Source organism: Paramaledivibacter caminithermalis DSM 15212, assembly GCF_900142245.1.
Taxonomy (GTDB): domain Bacteria; phylum Bacillota; class Clostridia; order Peptostreptococcales; family Caminicellaceae; genus Paramaledivibacter; species Paramaledivibacter caminithermalis.
On sequence record NZ_FRAG01000027.1, the window covers coordinates 15,724 to 39,130 of the forward strand.

Genomic DNA, 23,407 nt, shown 5'->3' on the forward strand with positions numbered 1-23,407 from the left:
CATATAGATATTCCAATGATGTAAAGGTTGAAAATTATAGAAAGTTCTTGTATAATTTCATTTGAGTAAATTACATATTTATAATAGAATTGTTAAAAACTTAAAGTATGGAACTAACAAATAAAAAGGAGCTAATCATTTTGTTTTTTAAAGAGTCCTCAAACATAGGGAGGGAATTTTATGGAAAATAATAAGAATATAGAATTACCACTGATACCACTGAGAGGTCTTTCGGTTTTTCCGTATATGGTTCTTCATTTTGACGTAGGAAGGGAAAAGTCTATAAAGGCATTAGAAGAAGCAATGGTTAATGAACAAACTATATTTCTAACTACACAAAAAGAGATAGATATAGACTTGCCAACTACTGAAGATTTTTATGAAATAGGAACCATTTCTAAAATTAAACAAATGCTTAAATTACCAGGTGATGCTATTAGAGTTTTAGTTGAAGGTATTAGCAGAGGAAAAATTGTAAATGTAATACAGGAAGATCCCTATTTTAAAGCAGAGATAGAAGAATATATGTTAGATGATCAAGAAGTCGATAAAGAACTTGAAGCTATGATGAGGGTGGTTCTTGATGCCTTTGAAAAATATGTAAGTATAAGTAACAAGATATCACCTGAAGTGATGATTAGTCTATCCTCTATTGAGGAAGCAGGAAGACTTGCAGATATAATAGCTTCTCACATGCTTTTAAAAACAGATCAAAAGCAAGAAATATTAGAAGCTATTGAGCCTAAGGAAAGACTAGAAGTACTTTATAGAATACTATTAAAGGAAATAGAGATATTAGAGGTTGAAAAGGAAATTAATACAAAGGTTAGAAGACGTATAAATAGATTACAAAAAGAGTATTATTTGAAGGAGCAGCTAAAGGCCATAAAGGAAGAGCTAGGAGAAGACGGTGAGTACGACGATGAGATTGAGGAAATGTATGACAAAATTGGGAAGGCTAAGCTTCCTAAAAAAGTACAAGAAAAGGTATATAAAGAAATAGATAGACTTGCTAAGCTATCACCAGGTTCTGCAGAAGGTGGAGTTATAAGAACCTATGTAAATTGGATATTGGATTTACCTTGGAACAAGAAAACAAAGGATTCTATTGATATTAAAAAAGCCAAGGATATCCTAGAAGAAGATCACTATGGTTTAGAAACGGTTAAAGAAAGAATACTCGAATATTTAGCAATAAGAAAACTTGCTAAAAAAATGAAGGGACCTATTATTTGTTTAGTAGGACCACCAGGTGTAGGAAAGACTTCGATTGCTAAATCAATTGCCAGAGCATTGAATAGAAAATTTGTTAGAATGTCCCTTGGAGGGGTAAGAGATGAAGCCGAAATAAGAGGTCATAGAAGAACGTATATAGGTGCTATACCAGGAAGAATTATTTCATCTATAAAGGATGCTGGTTCCCAAAATCCAGTTTTCTTATTTGATGAGATAGATAAGATTAGCAGTGATTTTAGAGGTGACCCTGCATCAGCATTATTGGAAGTTTTAGATCCTGAGCAAAATAAAGAATTTACGGATCATTATCTTGAAGTACCCTTTGATTTATCCAATGTTATGTTTATTACTACTGCCAATACTTTGGGTACAATACCAAGGCCCTTATTAGACAGGATGGAGGTTATTGATGTTTCAGGATATACTGAGGAAGAAAAGACAGTAATAGCTAAAAAATATCTTATTCCAAAGCAAATAAAGGAACATGGAATGGAGCCATCTAATCTACAAATATCAGAACAAACAGTAAGAGATATTATTAATTACTATACGAGAGAATCGGGAGTAAGAGGATTAGAAAGACAGATTGCTGCAATATGCAGAAAAGCAGCAAGACAGATAGTAGAAAATGAATCGGAGATAATTAGAGTAAATACCACTAGTTTAAAAAAATATCTTGGAATTCCTAAATATAGATATGAAAAGGTAAAGGAAAAAAATGAGATTGGTATTGCAACTGGTCTTGCATGGACAAGGGTTGGAGGAGATACTCTATCTATAGAGGTTACACCTATGAAGGGTACAGGAAAGCTGGTATTAACTGGTCAGCTTGGAGATGTTATGAAGGAATCTGCTAGAGCTGGATTAAGTTATATACGTTCCAGAGTAGATCAACTAAAAATTGATGAAGAGTTCTATAAGAACTTTGATATACATATTCACATACCAGAAGGTGCAATACCAAAGGATGGACCTTCAGCTGGTATAACTATGGCAACAGCAGTTATCTCAGCCCTTGAAAAGACACCTGTAAATAAAAATATTGCAATGACTGGAGAAATAACATTACGAGGCAGGGTTTTACCTGTTGGCGGCATAAAGGAGAAGGTTTTAGCAGCAAACAGGGCAGGTATAAAGAAAGTATTGTTGCCAATAGAGAACGAGAAGGATCTTACAGAGATACCTGAAACAGTAAAACGCAAATTAGAATTTGTATTAGTAGAGCATATGGATGAAGTATTAGAGCATGCCTTGGTAAAGGGAGAAAATAATAATGAAGATTAGAAGTTGTGAATTTATGATTAGTGCAGTAAGCAGGAATCAGTATCCCACCAATGAAATTCCAGAAATAGCTTTAGCTGGTAGATCAAATGTAGGAAAATCTTCACTAATAAATATGTTATTAAACAGAAAAAAATTGGCTAGAACAAGCTCTACTCCTGGTAAAACTCAAACAATAAATTTTTATATGATAAATAATGAGTTCCATTTTGTAGATTTACCTGGATATGGTTATGCTAAGGTTTCTAAGAAAAGCAAAGAAGAATGGGGAAAGATAATAGAAACTTATCTTACAACCCGTGAAAGACTAGTTGAAGTGATACAATTAATAGATATCAGACATAAACCAACTGTACAGGATGTCCAAATGTACAATTGGATAAGGCATTTTGGTTTTAAAGGAATAGTAGTTGCTACTAAGCTGGATAAAATAAAAAGAAGTCAAAGACAAAAACAAATAAGATTGATTAGAAAAACATTGGAAATGAATAAAGAAGACATATTGATCCCTGTATCTTCCATTAATAGAGAAGGAAAGGAAAGACTTTGGGAGGTAATAGGAAATACATTTATCCAAAAAGGATATAATATAACTATAGAAGAAGCGGCTAAGATTTAATTCTTAGCTGCTTCTTCTTTGTTATCTTTAAAACCAGTTATTAATTTTTTAAAGTCTATTTCAGCAACAAGCATGCCCATTAATATTAAAAAACCTCCAAAAATTCCCCTTAAACTTAAGACCTCACCAGATACAAAGTATGCAAAAATAGCTGCAAAAACAGGTTCACCAGTATATATTAATGCTGTATGGGTAGGAGATGTATACTTTTGAGCAGTATTTTGAACTATAAAAGCTCCTGAGGTGCAAACTAAACTAAGAATAAATATATTAAGCCATGCATCAGATTGTTTAGGAATAATTGGATTTTCAATTGCAAGGGACATAATAAGGCTTAGAAAACCAACAACACCTATTTGAATTACAGCAAGACAAATAGAGTCAACATCTACAGTGTATTTGCCAACGGTTATAATATGAAAAGCAAAGGCAAATGCAGAAATAAATGTATATAAATCACCAATATTAAGACCTAAATCCCCGTGTAAAGTTAAAAAGCCTAGACCGAACAATGCCATTACAGCTCCTATAATAGCAGGCTTTTCTGGAAATTTTTTTAAAAACAATGCTGATATAATGGGAACTAAAACCACTGAAAAGCCAGTAATAAAGGCTGACTTAGAAGCCGTTGTGTAATTTAGTCCAACGGTTTGTATTGCGAATCCAGAAAATAGAACAAAACCTATTAATATGCCATATTTCAAAGTATTTTTATCGAGCTTAAGCATATTTTTATAAAATACTAATGAAGATATGGCAAAGGCAATTATAAACCTTACAGCAAGAAAGTTATAGGTACCCAATGAGGCTAAACAATTTTTAGTTAATATGAAGGATGCTCCCCATCCTAATGTTACTCCTAGTAAAGCTAAATCTGCTTTCAACTGCCTTGACATTTGACATTCCTCCATAAAATATACTCTACATTATATTCTAACATTATTTTAAGATAAATTATATAGTGTATTTGTAATTCAAAAACTATAAAAACCCCATCATCAGATACAATTAAGTATCTTATGATGGGGTTTTAAGATTATTCTACTGGTTCAAACATATCTTTGCCAACACCGCAAACTGGACAAACCCAATCATCTGGAATATCTTCAAATGCTGTGCCTGGAGCAACTCCACTATCTGGATCACCCACCTGAGGATCATATTCATAACCACAAGGAATACATCTGTATTTTTTCATATTTTTTCTCCTTTCATATTCATCAAATTAATTATTATTGACACATCTGAATTATACCCTGCAATTATATTTTTAAAACATAAAAAATATCTTTTTAGAAAAAATTTAAAGCTAAGGCTTAAAAAATTATACATTTCGGCGATGTGGTATTCTTAAGGGTTAGTGGGTTGTCGTTATCTTGGCTTTTAATGAAGAATTTATTTTATCAGCTAAATTATGTTAAAATTATAAGTATAACATTTGATTTATATTTGCCAGAAAGTAGGGATAATATGAAGCATAAAAATAATACTTTTGTATTAATATTTTTTATAATAATAGCTTTTATTGTAGCTGGATTTAAATTGGATTTTATAGAAAAAGGTGGGGCTGAAAAAGATTCAGAGGCTGTCATCCAAAAAGATGAGATTAAAAAAAATTCCAATGAAGAAGAAAAGGTTGAAAAGAAAAAAACTGTGAAAGGAAAAAGCTTAGACGATAAAAATTTATCCAGAGATAATATGGTTAATTTTAACTTTGAACCGTTATCTGAGGAGGTTATCAATAAAATCAATGGTGTATCATGGAAGCAGGGAGCACCAGTGGAATTAAAGGATTTATCATATGTAAAGGTTTTACATTGGGGATTTGATGGTAAAGAGCATATAGGAGAATTAATCGTACATAAAAAGGTTGCTAAGGAAGTTGCGCAGATATTTAGAGAACTTTATGAAGCAAAATTTCCAATTGAAAAAATAAAACTTATTGATGAGTATAATGCTAATGATGATTTATCAATGGAGGATAACAATACATCAGCATTTTGTTATCGAGAGGTTGCTGGAAAGAAGGGAACATTATCGAAACACAGCTACGGCATAGCTATTGATATAAATCCTATACAAAATCCATACATTAAAGGAGAAAAGATATCACCAGCAGCAGGTAAAGAATACAAGAATAGAAAAAATGTAAAAAAAGGCATGATAGTAAAAGGTGATATATGTTATAAAGTATTCAAAGAAAGAGGATGGATTTGGGGTGGAGAATGGAAAACCCTTAAAGACTATCAGCATTTTCAAAAACAAATAGATTTAAAGAAGGAATAGAAGGAGATGAACTATGGATAAATATCATAAGAATACATTATACATTGTTGGAGATTCAAAGACAGCTATGAATAATCCCATAACTGCTCAGTTTAATGCTTATTTCATAGCAATTATAATTGATAAAGAAAAAGAGGTTATTATTGATGCAGGAGTATCAACACTTCTTGAAGAGACTAGGCAATTTGTTAAATCTATTTTTATTGGATATTCAATGAAAAATGGAGAAAATCCTTTGATTGAAGAAATTAAGAGTAGATATTACGGTTCATCCCAAAAAGCACTCATTGTAGCATGGAAGGATGCCTACAAAAAATATACTCAAATTATTAATAGCAAAAGGTAATAAAACATCAAAAAATTACAGAGATATTTTATACTTTTGAAAAATGTTAAATATTTTTAATATTTTAAGAAGGATTTTTTGTTTTTATATAGAATATATATTCATTATTAATATGTATGATGAATATTAATTTCATATTATACATATGGAGTACCGTTATATAGCATCTGCTGCTTTGTTTTTTCACTATAACTAATAATAGATAGTTATAGGTCAAAAGCAAAACACAGCATAGTTTGCCCAATGCCTTGGGTCTCTATGCTGTGTTTTATTTTCTAGAAACTCAAATAATTTTTAAGAAAATGGAAATTAAAACAATTAAATCTAAAGGGTGAGGTTTTGCTAAAAAATTTAAATAAAGAGCATTGGTTTTTAATTTATATTAGCAAAAACGAAGCCTTGACCTAACATATGGGGGAGTGAAAACATGAAGATTGAAGGTATTGAACTTAAAAAGCTCAGTATTAGACTTAAAAAACCTTTTAAGACAGCCTTAAGAACAGTTAATTCAGCAGAAGAAATTATTATTATAATTAAAGCTGATGATGGAAGTGTAGGATATGGTGAAGCGCCGCCAACTGCAGTGATTACTGGAGATACGTCGGGAGCTATTATTGGTGCTATCAAAGAAAATATTGAAAATGCTCTTATAGGTGAAGAAATTGGTAATTTGGAAAGAATTATGTATAAGCTTGATAAAGCAATTGTCAGAAATACCAGTGCAAGAGCTGCAGTTGATATGGCTATATATGACCTGTTTGGAAAGCTTTATAAAGCTCCTGTTTATAAGCTATTAGGTGGATATAGAGATCAAATAGAGACTGATATTACAATAAGCGTAAATGATCCGAATGAAATGATGGATGATGCCTTAGGCTTTATAAAACAAGGCTTTACTGCACTTAAAATGAAGGTTGGTATTGATTCCAAAAAAGATATCGAAAGGGTAAAGGCAGTGAGGCAAGCTGTTGGATATGATGTTAAGCTGCGATTAGATGCCAATCAAGGATGGCAGCCTAAGGAAGCAGTAAGAATTGTTAGAAAAATGGAAGATATGGGTTTGGATATTGAGCTAATAGAGCAGCCCGTAAAGGCTTGGAATATAGATGGACTTAAATTTGTTACTGACAATACCCAGACACCTATAATGGCCGATGAAAGCATGTTTAGTTCATATGATGCTTTTAAAATATTAGGAATGAGGGCAGCTGATTTAATCAATATTAAGCTGATGAAATGTGGGGGCATCTATAATGCTTTAAAAATTATTGCGATAGCTGAGACATGTGGGGTTGAATGTATGGTTGGAAGTATGATAGAAAGCAAATTAAGTGCTACGGCGGCAGCCCATTTGGCATGTGCTAAAAAGAATATAATTAGATTTGATTTAGATACAGCACTTTTATTAGCTGAGGATCCTATTGTCGGTGGCATTGTTAATGAAGCCCCAATCCTTAAAATTTCTAATAAGCCTGGTTTAGGTATTGAGAGAATAGATGGATTAAAGGATTTGAATATAAATTTTTAACCAAAAAGAATTTTTGCACTAGTTTGACAAGTTAATCTAATATAGAATTGAAAAATCATATATTTATAGTTTTTTACATAATCTTTAATAAATAAACAAGCTTAGTATAGGGAATTTTATATTTTCATACAAATAATACAATGAGCTATAAGTTATTTTAAATTCTAATATACAATAAACGATGGAGGTGAGGGAAAGAATTCTATTTTGCTCTTGTTAAATTTACAGAATATAAAAAGGGGGAGAAATTAAATGGTAAAAAGAAAGAATAAAATTTATACTGCTTTGATTCTATTGTTAGTATTGGCACTTGTATTTTCAGGATGTGGTAAATCTAATGAACCTTCTAAGGAAGCAGGAAAGACATCTACTGAAAGTGCTGAAAAAGCTACAACAAATGAAACTGAAAGTTCTAGTGGTGAACCAAAGTATGGAGGAATATTTAGGTCATATTTAGGCAATGATTTAAAAACACTGGACCCTGCATTTGCTACAGCTGAAAGAGAAGGAAAAATGGTTTCTTTGCTTTATGATTCGTTGGTAAAATTTGATGTAAATGGAAAGGTTATCCCATCTTTAGCAAAATCATGGGAAACTCCAGATGATTCAACTCTTATATTCCATCTAGTTGATAATGCAAAATTCCACAATGGCAATCCTTTTACAGCTCAGGACGTTAAATATTCCTTCGAGAGAATATTAGATCCAGAAGTGGGAAGTCCAAGAACTTGGGTATTTGAGAAGGTCAAGGGAGCTAAGGACTTTATGGAGGGAAAATCCGATAGTGTAGAAGGCATTGAAGTGTCCGATGACTATACCGTTAAAATAACTTTAGAACAACCCTTTGCTCCATTCCTATCTATGCTTGGTATGCCTGCTGCCCACATAGTAGATAAAAATGAAATAGAAAAATATCCAGATCAAAAGGATTATGCCTTCAATCCCGTTGGTACAGGACCTTTTAAGTTTGTTGAATATTCTAATGGTGATAAATTTGTTATTGAAGCAAATGAAGATTATTTTTCTGGTAGACCCTATATTGATGGTGTAAATTACAGAATTATTCAAGATGAGTCAACTGCTGTTGCAGAATTCGAAGCTGGAAATCTCGATGAGCTGGATATACCAACAGCTGATATTGACAGACTAAAGAATAATCCTGCCTATGCTCCGTATATATTGACAAGTAATACATTCTGGAACTTTTATATAGGATTAACCTTTAATAAAGAGCCATTTAATGATATAAGAGTAAGAAAGGCCTTTTGCTATGCAATCGATCGTGAGGCTATAATTAATACGGTAAAAAGAAATGCTGGAGTCGTAAGTAATGGACCAATTCCTCCAGGATTAGATGGATATAGGGAAGGATTAAATCCTTATCCATATAATATAGATAAGGCGAAGGAACTTTTAGCAGAGGCTGGATATTCTGAGGAAAATCCATGTTCCTTTGAGTTATGGCATTCTGATTCAAAAACAAATGTTGCATTATTGGAGCCAATTCAAGCAATGTTAAATCAAGCAGGTTTTAAGGCAAAACTTGTTGCTATGGAATGGAATTCTTATAAGGCTGCTGTTAGAGCAGGGGAGGCTCAAGCATTTTATTTAAGTTGGGGAGCAGATTATCCCGATGCAGAAAACTATTTATATCCTCTATTCCATTCATCAATGAGCGGTGGGGGAGGTAATGAAACAAGATACAATAATCCAGAATTCGATAAGATTATAGAACAAGCACAAAGAACATCTGATTATGATGAGAGAATTAAGCTTTATCAGAAGGCTGAAGATATTACTATTGAGGATGCGGCACGCCTTTGGTTATATCTAAGTAAGGAATGGTTGTTGTATAGACCGGAGGTTAAAGGAGCTAAAATATATAGGATATTTAATGCTGATAAGCTATTGGATATCTGGTTAGATAGATAATTTACAAATGACTGGGGCTAAAAGCCCCAGTTCAGGCTGTTGACAAAAGCCCAATTTCTGCGTTGCTGCCAAAATTTCCGTTGCTCACTTGCCATCTTAGCAAGCTCCGCTACTCAATTTTGGCGTGCCTTGAACTTGGACTTTTTTCAAAGCCTGTCATCTTGTAGACTTTGTCTACAATCTGGACTGGGGCTAAAAGCCCCAGTTATCATAAAAAAGGGGGCACAAAAGTGATTAAATATTTAATACGTAGAATTATCATGTTAATTCCTGTTATGATAGGTGTTTCCCTAGTAACCTTTTCTCTTATTTATATAGTTCCAGGAGATGCTGTGGAAGTTATAGTTGGAGAAAGAGCTAGTGAAGAGATAAGGGAAAAAGCTATAGAGGAATTGGGATTAAATAAGCCATTTCATCAACAGTACCTTTCTTATATGTCTAATGTGTTAAAAGGAAATCTTGGGAAGTCATATATTAATAATAAGAGTATTAAAGAATCAATTATGGAGAGATTTCCCATTACATTTAAACTTACTCTATATTCTTTTGCTATTTCAGTTATAGTGGGAATCTTTGTTGGGGTTGTATCCGCCGTCAAACAAAATACTGTTATTGACAGTATCGTAAGAGGAACTACACTTCTTGGAGTATCAACGCCAGTTATGTTTTCATCACTATTGATTATATATATCTTTGGAGTTTGGCTTAAGGTTATGCCAGTATCTGGTATTGGAGATGGAAGTATAAAATATTTTTTATTACCTTCATTGGTTTTAGGATTAAATTCAGCAGTGTTTACAGCAAGGCTTACGAGGTCTTGTATGCTGGAGGTAATAAGGCAGGATTATATTAGAACAGCAAGGTCTAAAGGGATTGCTGAAAAGATAGTTATATTTAAGCATGCTATGAGAAATGCAATGATTCCTATATCTACTAATTTGATAATGAGCTTTGGATATTTACTTACTGGTTCTGTTATAACAGAAACAATTTTTGGATTGCCTGGATTGGGGTCTGAAACGGTAAGAGCGGTTTTTCAAAGAGATATACCTGCTGTGATGGGTTATTTTTTATTTCAAGCAGTGATTTTTGTTACCTTTAATTTGCTTGTTGATATATCATATGCATTAATTAATCCAAGGATAAGATTTAACTAGGAAAGGAGGATTTTATAAATGGAAAAAACTCAATTAATGAATAAATCACAGAAGAAGGAACCAGAAAAAAAGAATAAATCAAATAATCCTTGGATAATTGCCTGGAGAAGATTACTTCGAGATAAAACTGCAGTTTTTGGTTTATATATTATTATATTCCTAATTTTTATTGCTGTTTTTGCTCCTATACTTTCTCCATATCATCCCATAGAAGATTTTAACCTTTCAGAAGCATTTCAAGGACCAAGCATGAAGCATTGGTTTGGAACAGACTGGATGGGCAGAGACATTTTAAGTAGGGTTTTATATGGTTCAAGGATATCTTTAACTGTAGGTTTAGCCTCTAGGGTAGTTACCCTGTCAATAGGAATAACCTTAGGAGCATTGGCAGGATATTTTAGGGGAAAAGTAGATATGGTAATTATGAGATTAGCAGAAATCATGGATGCCTTTCCCAATTTTTTGTTTGCAATAGCAATTTCTGTCGCCATAGGACCAGGACTATATACTGTATTTTTCGCATTGGGCTTTGTTGGATGGTCAGGAATGGCTAGATTGATAAGGGGACAAGTAATGCTATATAGAGAATCGGAATTTGTCGAAGCTGCACGTTCATTAGGAGCTTCAAATTCTAGAATTATATTTAAAGAAATACTTCCAAATTGTATGGCCCCAGTTATTATTTCAACTACCATGGGAATTTCCAGTGCCATAATGGCTGAAGCATCATTATCTTTTTTAGGGCTTGGAGCTCAACCTCCTACACCAACTTGGGGTTCAATGATGAATTTTGGACGGCAGTATATTTGGACGGCACCATATATGATTATTTTTCCAGGATTAGCAATAGTTCTTACCGTATATGGGTTTAATCTTTTTGGTGATGGATTAAGGGATGTACTAGACCCAAGAATGAAGGATTAATTATACAAGGGGGAAAAATCTATGGAAAAGAAAGAAGAAATGTTGAGTGTTAAAGATTTAAGAACATATTTTTATACCCATGATGGATTAGTTCCAGCAGTAGACGGTATATCCTTCAATATAAAAAAAGGAGAGACCTTATGTGTAGTGGGTGAATCGGGCTGCGGCAAAAGTGTAACTGCAATGTCGATTTTAAAGTTAGTTCCTACTCCACCTGGAAAATATGTTTCAGGGGAAATTTTATTTAAAGGAGAAGACCTACTTAAGAAAAGCCATGAGGAAATGAGGATGATTAGAGGGAATGATATAGCAATGATTTTTCAAGAGCCTATGACATCCCTTAATCCAGTTTTTACAGTAGGCAATCAAATATGTGAGACGGTTATGCTGCATCAGCAATTGAATAAAAAGGAGGCTATGGAGGTAGCCGTTGAGATGCTTAGAAAGGTAGGAATACCTTTACCAGAAAAAAGAGTACGTGAATATCCACATCAACTGAGCGGTGGTATGAGGCAAAGAGTAATGATAGCAATGGCTCTCAGCTGCAACCCTATATTACTTATAGCCGATGAACCTACCACGGCTTTAGATGTAACCATCCAAGCCCAGATATTAGATTTAATGAGAAAGATGAAGGAAGAAACAGGTTCATCCATAATGTTTATTACCCATGATTTAGGGGTTGTTGCTGAAATGGCAGACAGGGTAGTAGTTATGTATGCTGGAAAAATTGTTGAGCAGGGCAGTGCTGAAGAAATATTTAATGATCCTAGACATCCATATACCAATGGATTACTAAAATCTATACCAAGACTACAGGGAAAAAGAAAAGAAGATTTACATGTAATAGAGGGAATGGTTCCAAGTATGTATAATCTTCCAAAGGGATGTAAATTCAATCCAAGGTGTGAACATGCTACGGATATTTGCAAGAGTAAAGAACCTCCTTTAATAGCAATTGATAGCAATAATGAGGAAAGAAAATGTGCATGCTGGCTTTTAGAAAAAAGGAGGCTATATAAGTGAGTGAAAAATTATTAGAAGTAAAGGATTTAAAGACATATTTTCCTATACAAAATGGTTTGTTTGGAAGGTCGACTAAGTATGTCAAAGCAGTAGATGGTGTATCCTTTGATGTATACAAAGGAGAGACATTAGGTTTAGTTGGGGAAAGTGGATGCGGAAAATCAACAACTGGCAGGTCAATAATGAGATTGATTGAACCAACGGAGGGAAAAATAATATTTGATGGAAAGGATATTTCTAGTTTAAACAAAAAACAAATGTTAAAAATCCGAAGGGAAATGCAGATGATTTTTCAAGACCCCTTTTCATCATTGAATCCTAGAAAAATGGTTAAGGAAATTATTGGTGCAGCATTTGAAATACATATGTCTAGCATGAGGAAAAAGGAAAGGGAAGAAGAGGTAGCAAAACTTCTAGAGGTAGTAGGGTTGAATCCTGATTACATAACGAGATATCCCCATGAATTCAGTGGAGGGCAAAGACAGAGAATTGGTATAGCTAGGTCTTTAGCATTAAAGCCTAAATTGATAATTGCTGATGAACCAGTTTCAGCCTTGGATGTTTCCATTCAATCCCAGGTATTAAACCTACTAAACAAATTACAGAAGCAGTTTTCCTTGACATATATTTTTATAGCCCATGATTTAAGTGTTGTAAGACATTTGAGCGATAGAGTAGGTGTTATGTATCTTGGGAAGATAGTTGAGCTAACCGATGCAAATAGGTTATATACAAAGCCTGCTCATCCATATACCAAAGCATTACTTTCTGCAATACCAATTCCAGAAATAGGAGTTAAAAGAGAAAGGATAATCCTAGAGGGAGATGTACCAAGTCCTATTAATCCTCCTAATGGATGTAGATTTCATACAAGATGTCCCAAATGTATGGATATATGTAAGGAGAAGGAGCCAGATTTTAAGGATATTGGGGATAAGCATTACGTTGCATGTCACCTTGTAAATGGATAATGGATATATAGATTTTTTTGAGGAATAGCTATTATATTTTGGGGGGGTTTTATGTTTACAGGATGTATAAATGATAGTTCTGTTGAAGAGATAAAATTAGAAAAAGGTACATTGGTACATGTTGGAGAAGCTTTTAGAATAGGAATATTTGAAGGTGCAACACTGAACGATGAAAAACAAATCATTTTGCAAGAGGATATTATGAAGGGAAGTTATACATCTCCTGTAGTTAAGACTAAGCTTTTTAAAGAGCTAGTTGCTTCATGGAATTCAATTACAGCTAAAAATTCAGAAACTGAATTATTGATCAAAATAAAAAAAGATGAAAAATGGTCCCAATGGTTTTCCTATGGTAAATGGTCTTTAGAAGGTGAAAGAGCAAGTATTAAGAATCAACGTGACAAAATAGCTTATATGGATATTGACACTTTAGTTGTTTTAGATGGTGGATATGCCGATGCATTTCAATATAAAATAATGCTTTATAGGAATAAAGCTAATATAGATAGTCCAAGGGTAAAATTGATATCCACTGCATTAAATTTATCGGAGAAGGATGAAACTACTACAGCTTTTGTCTCTGATGATGAATGGATGAAGGAAATTAATGTACCCAAAAGAGCCCAGCTTAATATACCTGATATAGGGAGAATCATTTGTAGTCCTACATCGGTTTCAATGGTATTAGAATATCATGGTATAAATTATGATACTGAAAAAGCAGCTGATTTGGTTAAGGATTATGGTGCTGAAATATATGGAAACTGGTCCTTTAATACAGCCTTTGCAGGTTCAAGGGATTTATATTCTTATGTTGACAGGTTTGATACTATATATAAAATTAAGGATATGATATCAAAGGATATTCCAGTAGTAGCTTCTGTTAAGACAAAGATTAAAGAAGACTTAGAAGGAACAAGGATGCCATATCCAGATGGACATTTATTGGTTGTAAGGGGATTTACTATTAAAAATGGAGAGGAATATGTGATTGTAAATGATCCTGCTACAAATGATGAAAATGATATTAGGAGAGAGTATAAGCTAAGTCAGTTTATCAAGGCTTGGAGAAATATAGTGTATATTATAACTCCTAATTTATATAAATAAATTTTTCTAGTCATAGAAAGGAAGGATTTAATGATAAAGCCTAGACCATTAAAATATGGAGATACAATAGGAGTTATAGCGCCTTCAGGTCATTACTATAATGAAGAAAAGATAGACATGGGTAAAAAAACCTTAGAGGACATGGGATTTAAGGTGAAGATAGGAAGAAGCTGTTACGAGGCGTATGGCTATTTATCGGGCAAGGATGAAATAAGGGCCTATGACTTAAATTCAATGTTTGAGGATAAGGAAATAGATGGTATTATATGTTTAAGAGGAGGCTATGGAACATCGAGGATACTTGATAAGCTTGATTATGAAGTAATAAAGAAAAATCCTAAAGTATATGTCGGCTTTAGCGACATAACGGCTACTCATATAGCCTTAAATCAAATATGTGATTTAGTTACATTTCATGGACCAATGGTAACCTCCCATATGATAGATGATTTAGATAATTTCACAAAAAATTCTTTGTTAAATCTTGTTATGGGAAAAGAAGAAAGTAGATGCTTAAATAATCCAGAGAGTGAAGAAATAGGTTGTCTTTACGGTGGAAAAGCTGAAGGGAGGTTAACAGGAGGCAATTTAACTCTGATTTGTAATACATTGGGAACGCCATATGAGATAGATACAAAGGGTAAGATATTATTTATTGAAGAAATTAGAGAAGAACCATATAGAATAGATAGAATGTTGACTCAGCTATGTTTAGCGGGCAAGCTGCAGGATGCCAATGGAATAATCCTAGGAGATTGGAAGGAATGTATAGCTGAACGACCAGAGAGAAGCCTAACCCTTATGCAGGTTTTTGATGATATTATAAAACCACTAAAAAAGCCAACTATATATAATTTAAAATCAGGACATTGTAGTCCTATGATGACCCTTCCTATGGGGGTAATGGTAAGCATTGATACTTTTAAGGGAGAAATAATTTTAAAGGAGGGTGCTACAGAATAATGAGCAATGTATTATCTCTAGCTGAAGGAATTAAAGAGTGGCTAATAGAAGTTAGAAGAGATTTTCATATGTATCCTGAGTTTGGCATGGAGGAACATAGAACCAGTGAAATGATAGCAAAATATTTAGATGAAATGGAGATTGAATACAAAAAAGGTATAGCTAATACTGGAGTAGTAGGTATTATACGAGGAAAGGATAAAGGCAAAACTGTAGCACTTAGGGCTGATATGGATGCACTGCCAATAGAAGAAAAAAATCAGGTATCCTATAAATCAAAAATAGAAGGAAAAATGCATGCCTGCGGACATGATGCCCATATGGCTATAGTATTGGGAGCTGCAAAGCTTTTAAATAATATGAAGGATAATCTGAAGGGTAATATTAAACTGTTTTTCCAGCCTGCAGAAGAAACTGTGGGAGGAGCAAAACCAATGATTGAAGAAGGTGTAATGGACAATCCAAAGGTTGATGCAGTATTCGGACTTCATGTAGCTCCAGAAATACCAGCTGGTAAAATTGGTATAAAATATGGAAAAATGAATGCTTCCTCTGACTCCATAAAAATAATTATTAATGGTGAAAGTACCCATGGTGCATATCCACATTCGGGAGTAGATGCTATAGTGATAGCAGGCCATGTAATTACTGCACTTCAAACTATAGTAAGTAGAAACATAGATCCTAGAAATTCTGTAGTAGTGACATTAGGAGTTATCAATGGTGGAACAAGGGGAAATATTATTGCTGATAAAGTAGAAATGATAGGTACAGTAAGAACCTTGGATCCACAGACTAGAAAGAAAGTATTGAGCAGGATTAAAGAAACGGTTCAAAAAGTAAGTGAGTCCCTAGGGGGAAGTGGAGAAATTATTGTAGAAGAAGGCTATGTATCCCTTATAAACAACGATGATATGGTAGATATAGTTAGAACAAATGCACTTGAGCTTTTAGGAAGGGATAATATAAAGGTTTTACAAGAAGCAAGCCTAGGGGTAGAAGATTTTGCTTATTTCTTGCAAAAATCTCCAGGAGCCTTTTTTAGACTTGGATGCGGTAATGTGGAAAAAGGGATAGTACATGATGGACATCATTGTCTTTTTGATGTTGATGAGGATTGTTTAAGCATAGGTGTTGCTATTCAGGTTCAAAATGTACTCAGTATTTTAAATAAATAGACATAGAAAAATTAAAACTTATGATTGATGGGGTAAATTTAGCAATAAAGGTGACAAGCTATTGTCACCTTTGTAAACTTTTTGAAGTATCAATAGACCTAAAAGAATATCTAAAATTCTTAACCTTAACCTATACTTAAAAGACCTACCCTAAACAGAACCTTAATCTACAAATTTATTTTCACACGCCTTTGTCCTAAAACACCAATTCTAAGTCCATCAATCTCTTTTTCAACTCATCTATTATTATTTTTTCTTCGTTATAATCCTTGGCTTCAAATGTTACGGAAAGCCTTATATATGGCTCAGGGTCATTCCATGGTACAGTACATATAAAAGCATTTTTAAGCAAAAATAAAGAAAAATCTTCAGCATCTTTAAATACTATACCTGATCTAGTACCCCTTGGAATAGGAACATAACAATAGAATGTTGCTTTAGGCTTTTGAGCTTTAAATCCCACCTCCCTTAAAACATCTATCAAAAGGTCAAACCTTCTAGAATATTTGATACAATTTTTTTCTGTGATTTCTGGATGTTTTAGGGCATAGATTCCTGATTTTTGAATAGCTCTAAATTGACCAGAGTCAGAATTAGCCTTAACCTTACCATAAATATTTATTACATCTGAGTTTCCAGCAACAAAAGCTATACGCCATCCCGTCATGTTAAAGGCCTTTGACAATGAATGGATTTCAACACCTACTTCCTTTGCACCATCTATTGATAAAAAGCTTAAGGGTTTTATACCATCAAAGGTTAATGCAGCATAGGAAGAATCAGCTACTACAATAATATTATTTTTATATGCAAAATCAATAACCCTTTTATAAAAATCCTCCGTTGGAATTTGACCTGTAGGATTGTTGGGATAATTAATATATAAAATCTTTGATCTATATAAAATGATATTTGGTATATTAGAAAAATCAGGATAAAAATTATTAGCCCTAGTTAAGGGAAGTCCATAAACTACACCGCCTAGATATTTAGTATGGGTTGAGATTATTGGATAGCTGGGAAGCGTTGTTATAGTTATGTCACCTGGATTTATCAAGCACAGGGGAAGCATAGATAAAATTGATTTAGCACCTATTCCATGTAAAATTTCATTATGTGGATCAATGTCCTTGACCCCAAATACTTTATTTAGATACTCAGCTGCAGCCTGTTGAAACTCTGGAATACCATTATCGGCATACCATCTATTTTCTGATTTCCCAGCCTCTTGGCATAAAAGCTTTACAATGCGTGGATCAGCAGGCAGATCAGGCTCCCCTATACCTAAATCTATGAGCTTCACATTAGGATACCTTCTTTTAATGTCCTCCTTAGCTCTTTTTATCTTGATGAATTTATAATCTTCTTTAGCTATATCGAAGCTTTCATCTCTAAATCTATCAGCAATCATATCGTTAATATAACTCATTAAAACCATCCCCCTTCATAGTCCAACGATAAGAGAGCTTTTTTAAAGGATATACTCATAGAATATTTTATTCCAACTCTAAATAATGTGTTCACATATAGAGGTGTAATAAAACTACCTGAAAAAGTTAAATTAGTACTAATTTGACGAATCATATCAATTACATTACAATTAAGTAGAATATATATGAATCGCAAAAATGATTTTACATGAAACGAATTAAATTTTTGCGATAAACATTAAGGTAATAGAAGCGTACAAAATTTAAACTGAAAAATCTTTTGTATGTTCTATATAGATATAAAATATAAATTTTTGAGGTTATACAAATGAAAGAACTAATTAAACTTTTTTTAATTTTCTTTAGGATAGGAGCCTTTACCTTTGGGGGAGGCTATGCAATGATACCCCTTATTGAAGAAGAAATTGTAAATAAAAATCAATGGATTGAAGAAGAAGAATTTCTGGATATAATAGCCCTTGCTCAATCAATACCAGGAGCTTTAGCAGTTAATACCGCTGCATATATAGGCTATAGAAAATTTGGTTTTTTAGGAGCGGTTACCGCTTGTCTTGGTGCTGTTTTACCATCATTTTTTATTATCTTGATAATTGCCAAGTTCCTAATTGGGACAATGGATAAAAGATTGATAGAGAAAATATTTAAAGGTATACGCCCCGCAGTTGTTTCATTAATATTAGTAGCATTTTTCAAATTAAAAAAGGGGGTCAATAAAACAGCTTTTAGTTATGTAGTAGTGACAGCTACAATACTATTAGTCACTGTATTTAAGGTGCATCCTATATTTATTATAATCATGTCTGGTATATTTGGATATTTATGCTTTCAAAAGGAGTAGTGCTTAATGAAGTTAATTATAAATATATTTTTTGCTTTCCTTAAAATAGGGGGCTTTAGCTTTGGAGGAGGCTATGCAATGATCCCCTTTATTGAAAAGGAGATAGTAAATTCCCATGGATGGTTAAATGGTGCAGAATTTATTGATATAATCGCTATAGCTGAAATGACGCCAGGACCTATTGCAATTAATTCGGCAACCTTTGTTGGTTATAAAATTGCTAAGATACAAGGAGCTATAGCAGGGACCATTGGGGTAATACTTGTATCATTTATTCTGCTTATCTTAACAGGTAAATATTTAACTGATGCTAAGGATTCTAAAGTCATTAATAATATTTTTATTGGTATCAGACCAGCAGTATTGGGACTTATTGTTGCTGCAGCAATATCTGTAGGAAAAACTGCCTTAGTAGATTTCAGGAGCTGTATTATTGCTGTTATAATATTATTCTCTATATTAAAATTAAAGATTCATCCTATTATTTGTGTAATAATGGCGGGCGTTATGGGGTGTGTTATCTATTAAACCAAAATCCTTTCAATTAATTATTACTATATTTGGAGAGATATTATTTTCTTTGAGATTTATTTTAAGGTTTAGTACTGTTTATCTATAAAGTATTTACTTAAATTCCTATAATTTCAGAATTCATACTAAAGGTAAGATTGCTATAAAATATATTTGGGTATATTAAAAGTATTAAATAATATAAAGGGTGATTTTATGACATTTTATGAAGAATTAAGTAAATACTATGATATAGTTTTTCCCCTTGGAAAATTAAAGCTTGAATTTATGATTAAGAGTTTTAAGGATAAAAAAAAGATACTAGATTTAGCTGCTGGAACTGGTAATTATTCTATCTCACTATCAAAGCTAGGCTATAATGTAATTGCTGTAGATTTAGATGGGGAAATGATAAAGAAAATAGAAACTAAAAATAGAAAAGAAAAAACAAATGTTATAGCCTTTAAACTGGATATGAAGGATATAGATAGGCTAAAGGACTATAAGTTCGATGGAATAATATGTATAGGAAATTCATTGGTACATTTAGATAGTGCAAAGGAGATTAAAGATGTTCTTGGTAAAATGTACAGCTTACTTAATCAAAATGGAGTAGTAATTTTACAGATAGTAAATTACGATAGAATATTGAGATATGATATAAAAGAATTACCGCCGATTGATAGACTAGAATATGGGGTAAGATTTATTAGAAATTATAAACTTGAAGGCGATAAAATTTTGTTTAAAACTAAATTGATAATTAATAATAATAGAACATATGATAATTGTATAAAGCTTTATCCACTACAAAGTCAAGCTTTAGTAAACATGTTAAAGGAAGTAGGCTTTAAAGATATAAAGCTTTATGGTGGCTTTGATGAAAAGGAATATACCTTAGATTCATTTCCGCTGGTTGTAAAAGCTTTTAGATAATATAATGAAAAGGTTCAGCTGCAAAGGTCTATATCTAGTAAATAGGTTTCTGCAGCTGTTATAGAATTCATTGATGATATAAAGGAATATAAGCTTCTTATGAAAAATAAAGATTAATAAAAAATTTAGGGGGATAATTTTTTATGAAAAAAAGAATAATTTTAAAGCTTACTGTGATTATAACAATCCTTACAATGATACTAACTTCATGTACAACAGCTTCAAAAACACAAGAACATTATACTGATATCAAACCAGCTAAAACTTGGGTAGTTTTAATGGAAATGAATCAATTTCCTCAAGGGTTTACTGATATACCCGTTGACTATATTAATTCGGAGCGAATGAAGGATATGTTCGTAAAGCTTGGTGTAGAGGAAGATCATATCTTAGTAAAAAAGGATGATATGTCATTAGAAGCCGTTAAGGATTCCATAAGTTGGTTAGATGAAAACTCACAACAAGATGATTTAGTATTTTTTTATATAGCAACCCATGGTAGTTGGCTTCGGGAAAAGCTTAATTGGAATAAGCTTTTAGCACCAAAGTGGAAGGCTTTAGATAGAGATAATAAGATTTTAATAGTTGATTCCTGCAACGCAGCAGAGTTTATTGAGCCTTTCAAAAACGAAAAAGCATCGGGGATTTCAATAGCAGCTGCTGGAGCTGATGAATTAGGATGGTGGGGAGTAGAAGAGGAAGGACTTCCTATAATAGGGAGTATATGGCTGAATTACTTTACACAAGCAGTATTTAATAAAGAGGCTGACTCAAACGATGATAAATTGATTACCATTGATGAAGCCTTCGAATATACAACACCACAGGTTCAAAAATATATGAAGGAAGAGGTATTTACCGTTGCTGAGTTCGTAAAAGTATGGCATAGCATAGGTCAATATCCAGAGAAATCAGATGGATACCCAAATCCAGTATTATATAATAATTTACCAGAAAAACTAGTTTTAAATAAGTTGAAATAGGAAAATAGTTTATAAAATTAGAATTATGAATAGTAGTGAAGGAAATAGAATAAATTTGGAGAAATATTACATACATACAAAAATTAACTATATATAATGCATTAATAAACCTACATTTTGTTTTCTCAAATAGCCAATGTCTTTGGGGATATTTGAGAGAACGAAATGTAAATGGTTTATTGCAATTTATATAGCAATTGTTGTGTATGTAAACGAGAAAAAACTTTGAGAGGAAAAAAATGAAAGACATTTATAGTAAAATTTAAATAATTAAAACACCTAAAATAGAGGCGGTGGAAATATGAATGATGATAATCTAGTCGAAAGAATAGCTGATAAAAATTTTAATGTAAACGAATTTGTTAAAGCTGTACTTGATGACGAAAATATTAGAGGTGAAGTTATAAAACAACTACTTACTAACAATGACATAATGGTGTATTATCATTGTTATTACATAATTTCTAAGGCAAGTGAAAAAAAACCAGAGCTATTTTATAAGTATTGGAATAATTTTGTATCTCTTCTAGAACATAAGAATTCCTATCATAGAAATATAGGACTGACAATTATAGCTAATTTAACAAAAATAGATGAAGATAACTTATTTTCTAGTATATTTCAAAAATACATTGAACATTTTAATGACGATAAGTTCATGACAGCACAATGCTTTGTACAAAGCATGAAGAAGGTTATAAGGAATAAAAAGCAATATGAAAAGAAAATTATTGATTTATTGCTGGATATCGATAAAATCTGTACATATAGGGAAAAGCAGAAAGAGTTATTAAAGAGTGATATTATAGAAGTTTTAGATGAAGTATATAAAAGTACAAAATATAAGGATATCATTGTGGAATTTATTAGAAAACAATGTAATAGTTTAAGTCCTAAAACTAAGAAAAAAGCAAGATTTTTTCTTGCAAAGCATGATTTATAACACAGTGGCTGATTAGTTAAAATAATGTTAGGAGAGGGATATAGATGGTAGAAATATTTTTAATACTACTTGGATTTGGATGCATAATATATAAGGTCACAATTGATATTCCTAAAGATATAAAAAGCTGCAACGAAAAATTAGATACTGTAAAACTGCAACTAAAAGAAATAAGTATGAAGATAGATAAAATAAGTGAAAAATTGTAAATATGAGGATGATATGTGGTGAAATATATTAAAGCCAAAACAATAATTGCACATAATAAGTATTCCGATGCATGGTTTGGAACAAAGTACAATATGAATATTTATCGAGGGTGCAGTCATGGCTGTATTTATTGTGATTCACGAAGCGCTTGCTATCAAATTGAGGATTTTGATAGGATTGCAGCAAAAAAGGATGCTCTTTATATTATTGAAAAAGAACTAAAAAGCAAAAGAAAGAGGGGCATAGTTGGAACAGGCGCAATGAGCGATCCATATAATCCCTTTGAAAATAAGTATAGGCTTACCAGAGGAGCACTTGAGCTGATAAACAGATATCAATTTGGCATTAATATCACTACAAAAAGTGACCTCATAACTAGAGATATAGATATATTAAAGGAAATAAATATACATTCCCCCGTTTGTATTGGTATTACAATAACAGCTTCAGCAGATGCTTTATCTGCGAAAATTGAACCTCAAGCACCAGCTTCTTCAAAACGTTTTGCAGCTATAGACAAATTAGCCGATAATGGAATATATACTGGTATTCTAATGATGCCCATACTGCCATTTATATCAGATAATGAGGAAAATATTGTTTCTATTATAAAACTTGCAGCCGAAGCTGGTGCAAAATTTATTTATCCAAGCCTAGGAGTTACTTTGCGCTTAGGACAGAGGGAATACTTTTATAAAAATCTTGATAGACTTTATCCAGGTCTCAAAGAAAAATATGATAGAACATTTGGTGATACTTATCAATGTACAAGTTACAACCATAAGAAGTTATGGGAGAGTTTTAGTAAAGCATGTGAAGAATATAATATTGCCTATAGAATGAGAGATATTATAAAAGGTGCTGAAAATGATGTTCATATGAAGCAAATATCCTTGTTTTAAGTATATGTAGAGATATTGTTAGCAGCTCCCCCATCTTACACCTTATAAAAGTTTATTAAACTGCTAACAATAGAAAC

At 32.5% G+C, this 23,407-nt stretch carries 23 protein-coding genes; 20 read left to right on the top strand and 3 right to left on the bottom strand.

Annotated features, from left to right (window positions below):
- Nucleotides 1-180: 180 nt before the first annotated feature.
- Complete coding sequence (gene lon / locus BUB36_RS11185; RefSeq protein ID WP_073150017.1) at nucleotides 181-2,520, top strand: endopeptidase La; 2,340 nt, start codon at nucleotides 181-183, stop codon at nucleotides 2,518-2,520.
- Complete coding sequence (gene yihA, locus BUB36_RS11190; RefSeq protein ID WP_073150020.1) at nucleotides 2,510-3,136, top strand: ribosome biogenesis GTP-binding protein YihA/YsxC; 627 nt, start codon at nucleotides 2,510-2,512, stop codon at nucleotides 3,134-3,136. Before lon ends, yihA begins: the two co-directional genes overlap by 11 nt.
- On the opposite strand, the gene BUB36_RS11195 is transcribed toward yihA, so the two are convergent.
- Together BUB36_RS11195 and rd are read right to left on the bottom strand one after the other, a co-directional pair.
- On the bottom strand, nucleotides 3,133-4,032 hold the full coding sequence (locus tag BUB36_RS11195) for a DMT family transporter (RefSeq protein WP_073150022.1): 900 nt from the start codon (nucleotides 4,030-4,032) through the stop codon (nucleotides 3,133-3,135). The genes yihA and BUB36_RS11195 overlap by 4 nt on opposite strands.
- 140 nt (nucleotides 4,033-4,172) lie before the next feature.
- On the bottom strand, nucleotides 4,173-4,334 hold the full coding sequence (gene rd / locus BUB36_RS11200; protein WP_073150025.1) for a rubredoxin: 162 nt from the start codon (nucleotides 4,332-4,334) through the stop codon (nucleotides 4,173-4,175).
- Between the two features lie 272 nt (nucleotides 4,335-4,606).
- Here rd and BUB36_RS11205 point away from each other — a divergent pair, with 272 nt between their 5' ends.
- The 11 genes from BUB36_RS11205 to BUB36_RS11255 all read left to right on the top strand — a co-directional run bounded on the left by BUB36_RS11205 (nucleotide 4,607) and on the right by BUB36_RS11255 (nucleotide 16,557).
- Entirely contained in the window at nucleotides 4,607-5,422 is an 816-nt protein-coding gene (locus BUB36_RS11205) for a M15 family metallopeptidase (protein WP_242655784.1), read from the top strand.
- 13 nt (nucleotides 5,423-5,435) lie between these two features.
- Entirely contained in the window at nucleotides 5,436-5,768 is a 333-nt protein-coding gene (locus tag BUB36_RS11210) for a DUF3870 domain-containing protein (protein ID WP_073150028.1), read from the top strand.
- Nucleotides 5,769-6,195: 427 nt separating this feature from the next.
- On the top strand, nucleotides 6,196-7,296 hold the full coding sequence (locus BUB36_RS11215) for a dipeptide epimerase (protein WP_073150031.1): 1,101 nt from the start codon (nucleotides 6,196-6,198) through the stop codon (nucleotides 7,294-7,296).
- A gap of 252 nt (nucleotides 7,297-7,548) precedes the next feature.
- Nucleotides 7,549-9,228, top strand: a complete 1,680-nt coding sequence (locus BUB36_RS11220; protein WP_073150034.1) for an ABC transporter substrate-binding protein — start codon at nucleotides 7,549-7,551, stop codon at nucleotides 9,226-9,228.
- Nucleotides 9,229-9,458: 230 nt separating this feature from the next.
- Nucleotides 9,459-10,385 carry an ABC transporter permease gene (locus tag BUB36_RS11225; protein ID WP_073150037.1) on the top strand — a complete coding sequence of 309 codons (927 nt, stop codon included), beginning with the start codon at nucleotides 9,459-9,461 and terminating at the stop codon, nucleotides 10,383-10,385.
- An 18-nt stretch (nucleotides 10,386-10,403) separates the two neighbouring features.
- Entirely contained in the window at nucleotides 10,404-11,309 is a 906-nt protein-coding gene (locus BUB36_RS11230) for an ABC transporter permease (RefSeq protein WP_106406503.1), read from the top strand.
- Nucleotides 11,310-11,330: 21 nt separating this feature from the next.
- Nucleotides 11,331-12,335, top strand: coding sequence for an ABC transporter ATP-binding protein (locus BUB36_RS11235; protein ID WP_073150039.1), 1,005 nt, complete (start codon nucleotides 11,331-11,333; stop codon nucleotides 12,333-12,335).
- The gene (locus tag BUB36_RS11240; protein WP_073150042.1) at nucleotides 12,332-13,306 is read left to right on the top strand and encodes an ABC transporter ATP-binding protein; all 975 of its coding nucleotides are present in this window, start codon (nucleotides 12,332-12,334) and stop codon (nucleotides 13,304-13,306) included. The genes BUB36_RS11235 and BUB36_RS11240 overlap by 4 nt, the downstream gene beginning before the upstream one ends.
- A gap of 51 nt (nucleotides 13,307-13,357) precedes the next feature.
- On the top strand, nucleotides 13,358-14,416 hold the full coding sequence (locus tag BUB36_RS11245) for a C39 family peptidase (RefSeq protein WP_073150045.1): 1,059 nt from the start codon (nucleotides 13,358-13,360) through the stop codon (nucleotides 14,414-14,416).
- A gap of 30 nt (nucleotides 14,417-14,446) precedes the next feature.
- Nucleotides 14,447-15,379 (top strand): S66 peptidase family protein, encoded by a 933-nt coding sequence (locus BUB36_RS11250; protein ID WP_073150048.1) that lies wholly within the window; start codon nucleotides 14,447-14,449, stop codon nucleotides 15,377-15,379.
- The gene (locus BUB36_RS11255) at nucleotides 15,379-16,557 is read left to right on the top strand and encodes a M20 metallopeptidase family protein (RefSeq protein WP_073150051.1); all 1,179 of its coding nucleotides are present in this window, start codon (nucleotides 15,379-15,381) and stop codon (nucleotides 16,555-16,557) included. The genes BUB36_RS11250 and BUB36_RS11255 overlap by 1 nt, the downstream gene beginning before the upstream one ends.
- A gap of 196 nt (nucleotides 16,558-16,753) precedes the next feature.
- Here the strand turns inward: BUB36_RS11255 and BUB36_RS11260 are convergent, their stop codons facing one another.
- Nucleotides 16,754-17,986, bottom strand: a complete 1,233-nt coding sequence (locus BUB36_RS11260; protein WP_084111977.1) for an LL-diaminopimelate aminotransferase — start codon at nucleotides 17,984-17,986, stop codon at nucleotides 16,754-16,756.
- Between the two features lie 329 nt (nucleotides 17,987-18,315).
- On the opposite strand from BUB36_RS11260, the gene BUB36_RS11265 reads away from it, so the two are divergent.
- The 7 genes from BUB36_RS11265 (at nucleotide 18,316) to BUB36_RS11290 (ending at nucleotide 23,330) form a co-directional block, all read left to right on the top strand.
- Nucleotides 18,316-18,846 carry a chromate transporter gene (locus BUB36_RS11265; RefSeq protein WP_073150057.1) on the top strand — a complete coding sequence of 177 codons (531 nt, stop codon included), beginning with the start codon at nucleotides 18,316-18,318 and terminating at the stop codon, nucleotides 18,844-18,846.
- Nucleotides 18,847-18,852: 6 nt separating this feature from the next.
- Nucleotides 18,853-19,374 carry a chromate transporter gene (locus BUB36_RS11270; RefSeq protein ID WP_073150059.1) on the top strand — a complete coding sequence of 174 codons (522 nt, stop codon included), beginning with the start codon at nucleotides 18,853-18,855 and terminating at the stop codon, nucleotides 19,372-19,374.
- A gap of 198 nt (nucleotides 19,375-19,572) precedes the next feature.
- Entirely contained in the window at nucleotides 19,573-20,292 is a 720-nt protein-coding gene (locus BUB36_RS11275) for a class I SAM-dependent methyltransferase (RefSeq protein ID WP_073150062.1), read from the top strand.
- A 143-nt stretch (nucleotides 20,293-20,435) separates the two neighbouring features.
- On the top strand, nucleotides 20,436-21,275 hold the full coding sequence (locus tag BUB36_RS11280) for a caspase family protein (RefSeq protein WP_073150065.1): 840 nt from the start codon (nucleotides 20,436-20,438) through the stop codon (nucleotides 21,273-21,275).
- A gap of 301 nt (nucleotides 21,276-21,576) precedes the next feature.
- Nucleotides 21,577-22,218, top strand: coding sequence for a hypothetical protein (locus BUB36_RS11285; protein WP_073150068.1), 642 nt, complete (start codon nucleotides 21,577-21,579; stop codon nucleotides 22,216-22,218).
- Between the two features lie 44 nt (nucleotides 22,219-22,262).
- A complete protein-coding gene (locus tag BUB36_RS19715; RefSeq protein WP_165613077.1) occupies nucleotides 22,263-22,427 on the top strand; it encodes a hypothetical protein in 165 nt (54 codons plus the stop codon).
- Between the two features lie 18 nt (nucleotides 22,428-22,445).
- On the top strand, nucleotides 22,446-23,330 hold the full coding sequence (locus tag BUB36_RS11290) for an SPL family radical SAM protein (protein WP_084111979.1): 885 nt from the start codon (nucleotides 22,446-22,448) through the stop codon (nucleotides 23,328-23,330).
- Nucleotides 23,331-23,407: the final 77 nt, after the last annotated feature.

Coding starts and splice junctions, on each gene's coding strand:
- BUB36_RS11210 (WP_073150028.1), top strand. CDS start 5,436: ATGGATAAATATCATAAGAATACATTATACATTGTTGGAGATTCAAAG.
- BUB36_RS11235 (WP_073150039.1), top strand. CDS start 11,331: ATGGAAAAGAAAGAAGAAATGTTGAGTGTTAAAGATTTAAGAACATAT.
- rd (WP_073150025.1), bottom strand. CDS start 4,334: ATGAAAAAATACAGATGTATTCCTTGTGGTTATGAATATGATCCTCAG.
- BUB36_RS19715 (WP_165613077.1), top strand. CDS start 22,263: ATGGTAGAAATATTTTTAATACTACTTGGATTTGGATGCATAATATAT.
- BUB36_RS11265 (WP_073150057.1), top strand. CDS start 18,316: ATGAAAGAACTAATTAAACTTTTTTTAATTTTCTTTAGGATAGGAGCC.
- BUB36_RS11260 (WP_084111977.1), bottom strand. CDS start 17,986: ATGAGTTATATTAACGATATGATTGCTGATAGATTTAGAGATGAAAGC.
- BUB36_RS11245 (WP_073150045.1), top strand. CDS start 13,358: ATGTTTACAGGATGTATAAATGATAGTTCTGTTGAAGAGATAAAATTA.
- BUB36_RS11285 (WP_073150068.1), top strand. CDS start 21,577: ATGAATGATGATAATCTAGTCGAAAGAATAGCTGATAAAAATTTTAAT.
- BUB36_RS11215 (WP_073150031.1), top strand. CDS start 6,196: ATGAAGATTGAAGGTATTGAACTTAAAAAGCTCAGTATTAGACTTAAA.
- BUB36_RS11195 (WP_073150022.1), bottom strand. CDS start 4,032: ATGTCAAGGCAGTTGAAAGCAGATTTAGCTTTACTAGGAGTAACATTA.
- BUB36_RS11250 (WP_073150048.1), top strand. CDS start 14,447: ATGATAAAGCCTAGACCATTAAAATATGGAGATACAATAGGAGTTATA.
- lon (WP_073150017.1), top strand. CDS start 181: ATGGAAAATAATAAGAATATAGAATTACCACTGATACCACTGAGAGGT.
- BUB36_RS11230 (WP_106406503.1), top strand. CDS start 10,404: ATGGAAAAAACTCAATTAATGAATAAATCACAGAAGAAGGAACCAGAA.
- yihA (WP_073150020.1), top strand. CDS start 2,510: ATGAAGATTAGAAGTTGTGAATTTATGATTAGTGCAGTAAGCAGGAAT.
- BUB36_RS11220 (WP_073150034.1), top strand. CDS start 7,549: ATGGTAAAAAGAAAGAATAAAATTTATACTGCTTTGATTCTATTGTTA.
- BUB36_RS11280 (WP_073150065.1), top strand. CDS start 20,436: ATGAAAAAAAGAATAATTTTAAAGCTTACTGTGATTATAACAATCCTT.
- BUB36_RS11255 (WP_073150051.1), top strand. CDS start 15,379: ATGAGCAATGTATTATCTCTAGCTGAAGGAATTAAAGAGTGGCTAATA.
- BUB36_RS11270 (WP_073150059.1), top strand. CDS start 18,853: ATGAAGTTAATTATAAATATATTTTTTGCTTTCCTTAAAATAGGGGGC.
- BUB36_RS11275 (WP_073150062.1), top strand. CDS start 19,573: ATGACATTTTATGAAGAATTAAGTAAATACTATGATATAGTTTTTCCC.
- BUB36_RS11205 (WP_242655784.1), top strand. CDS start 4,607: ATGAAGCATAAAAATAATACTTTTGTATTAATATTTTTTATAATAATA.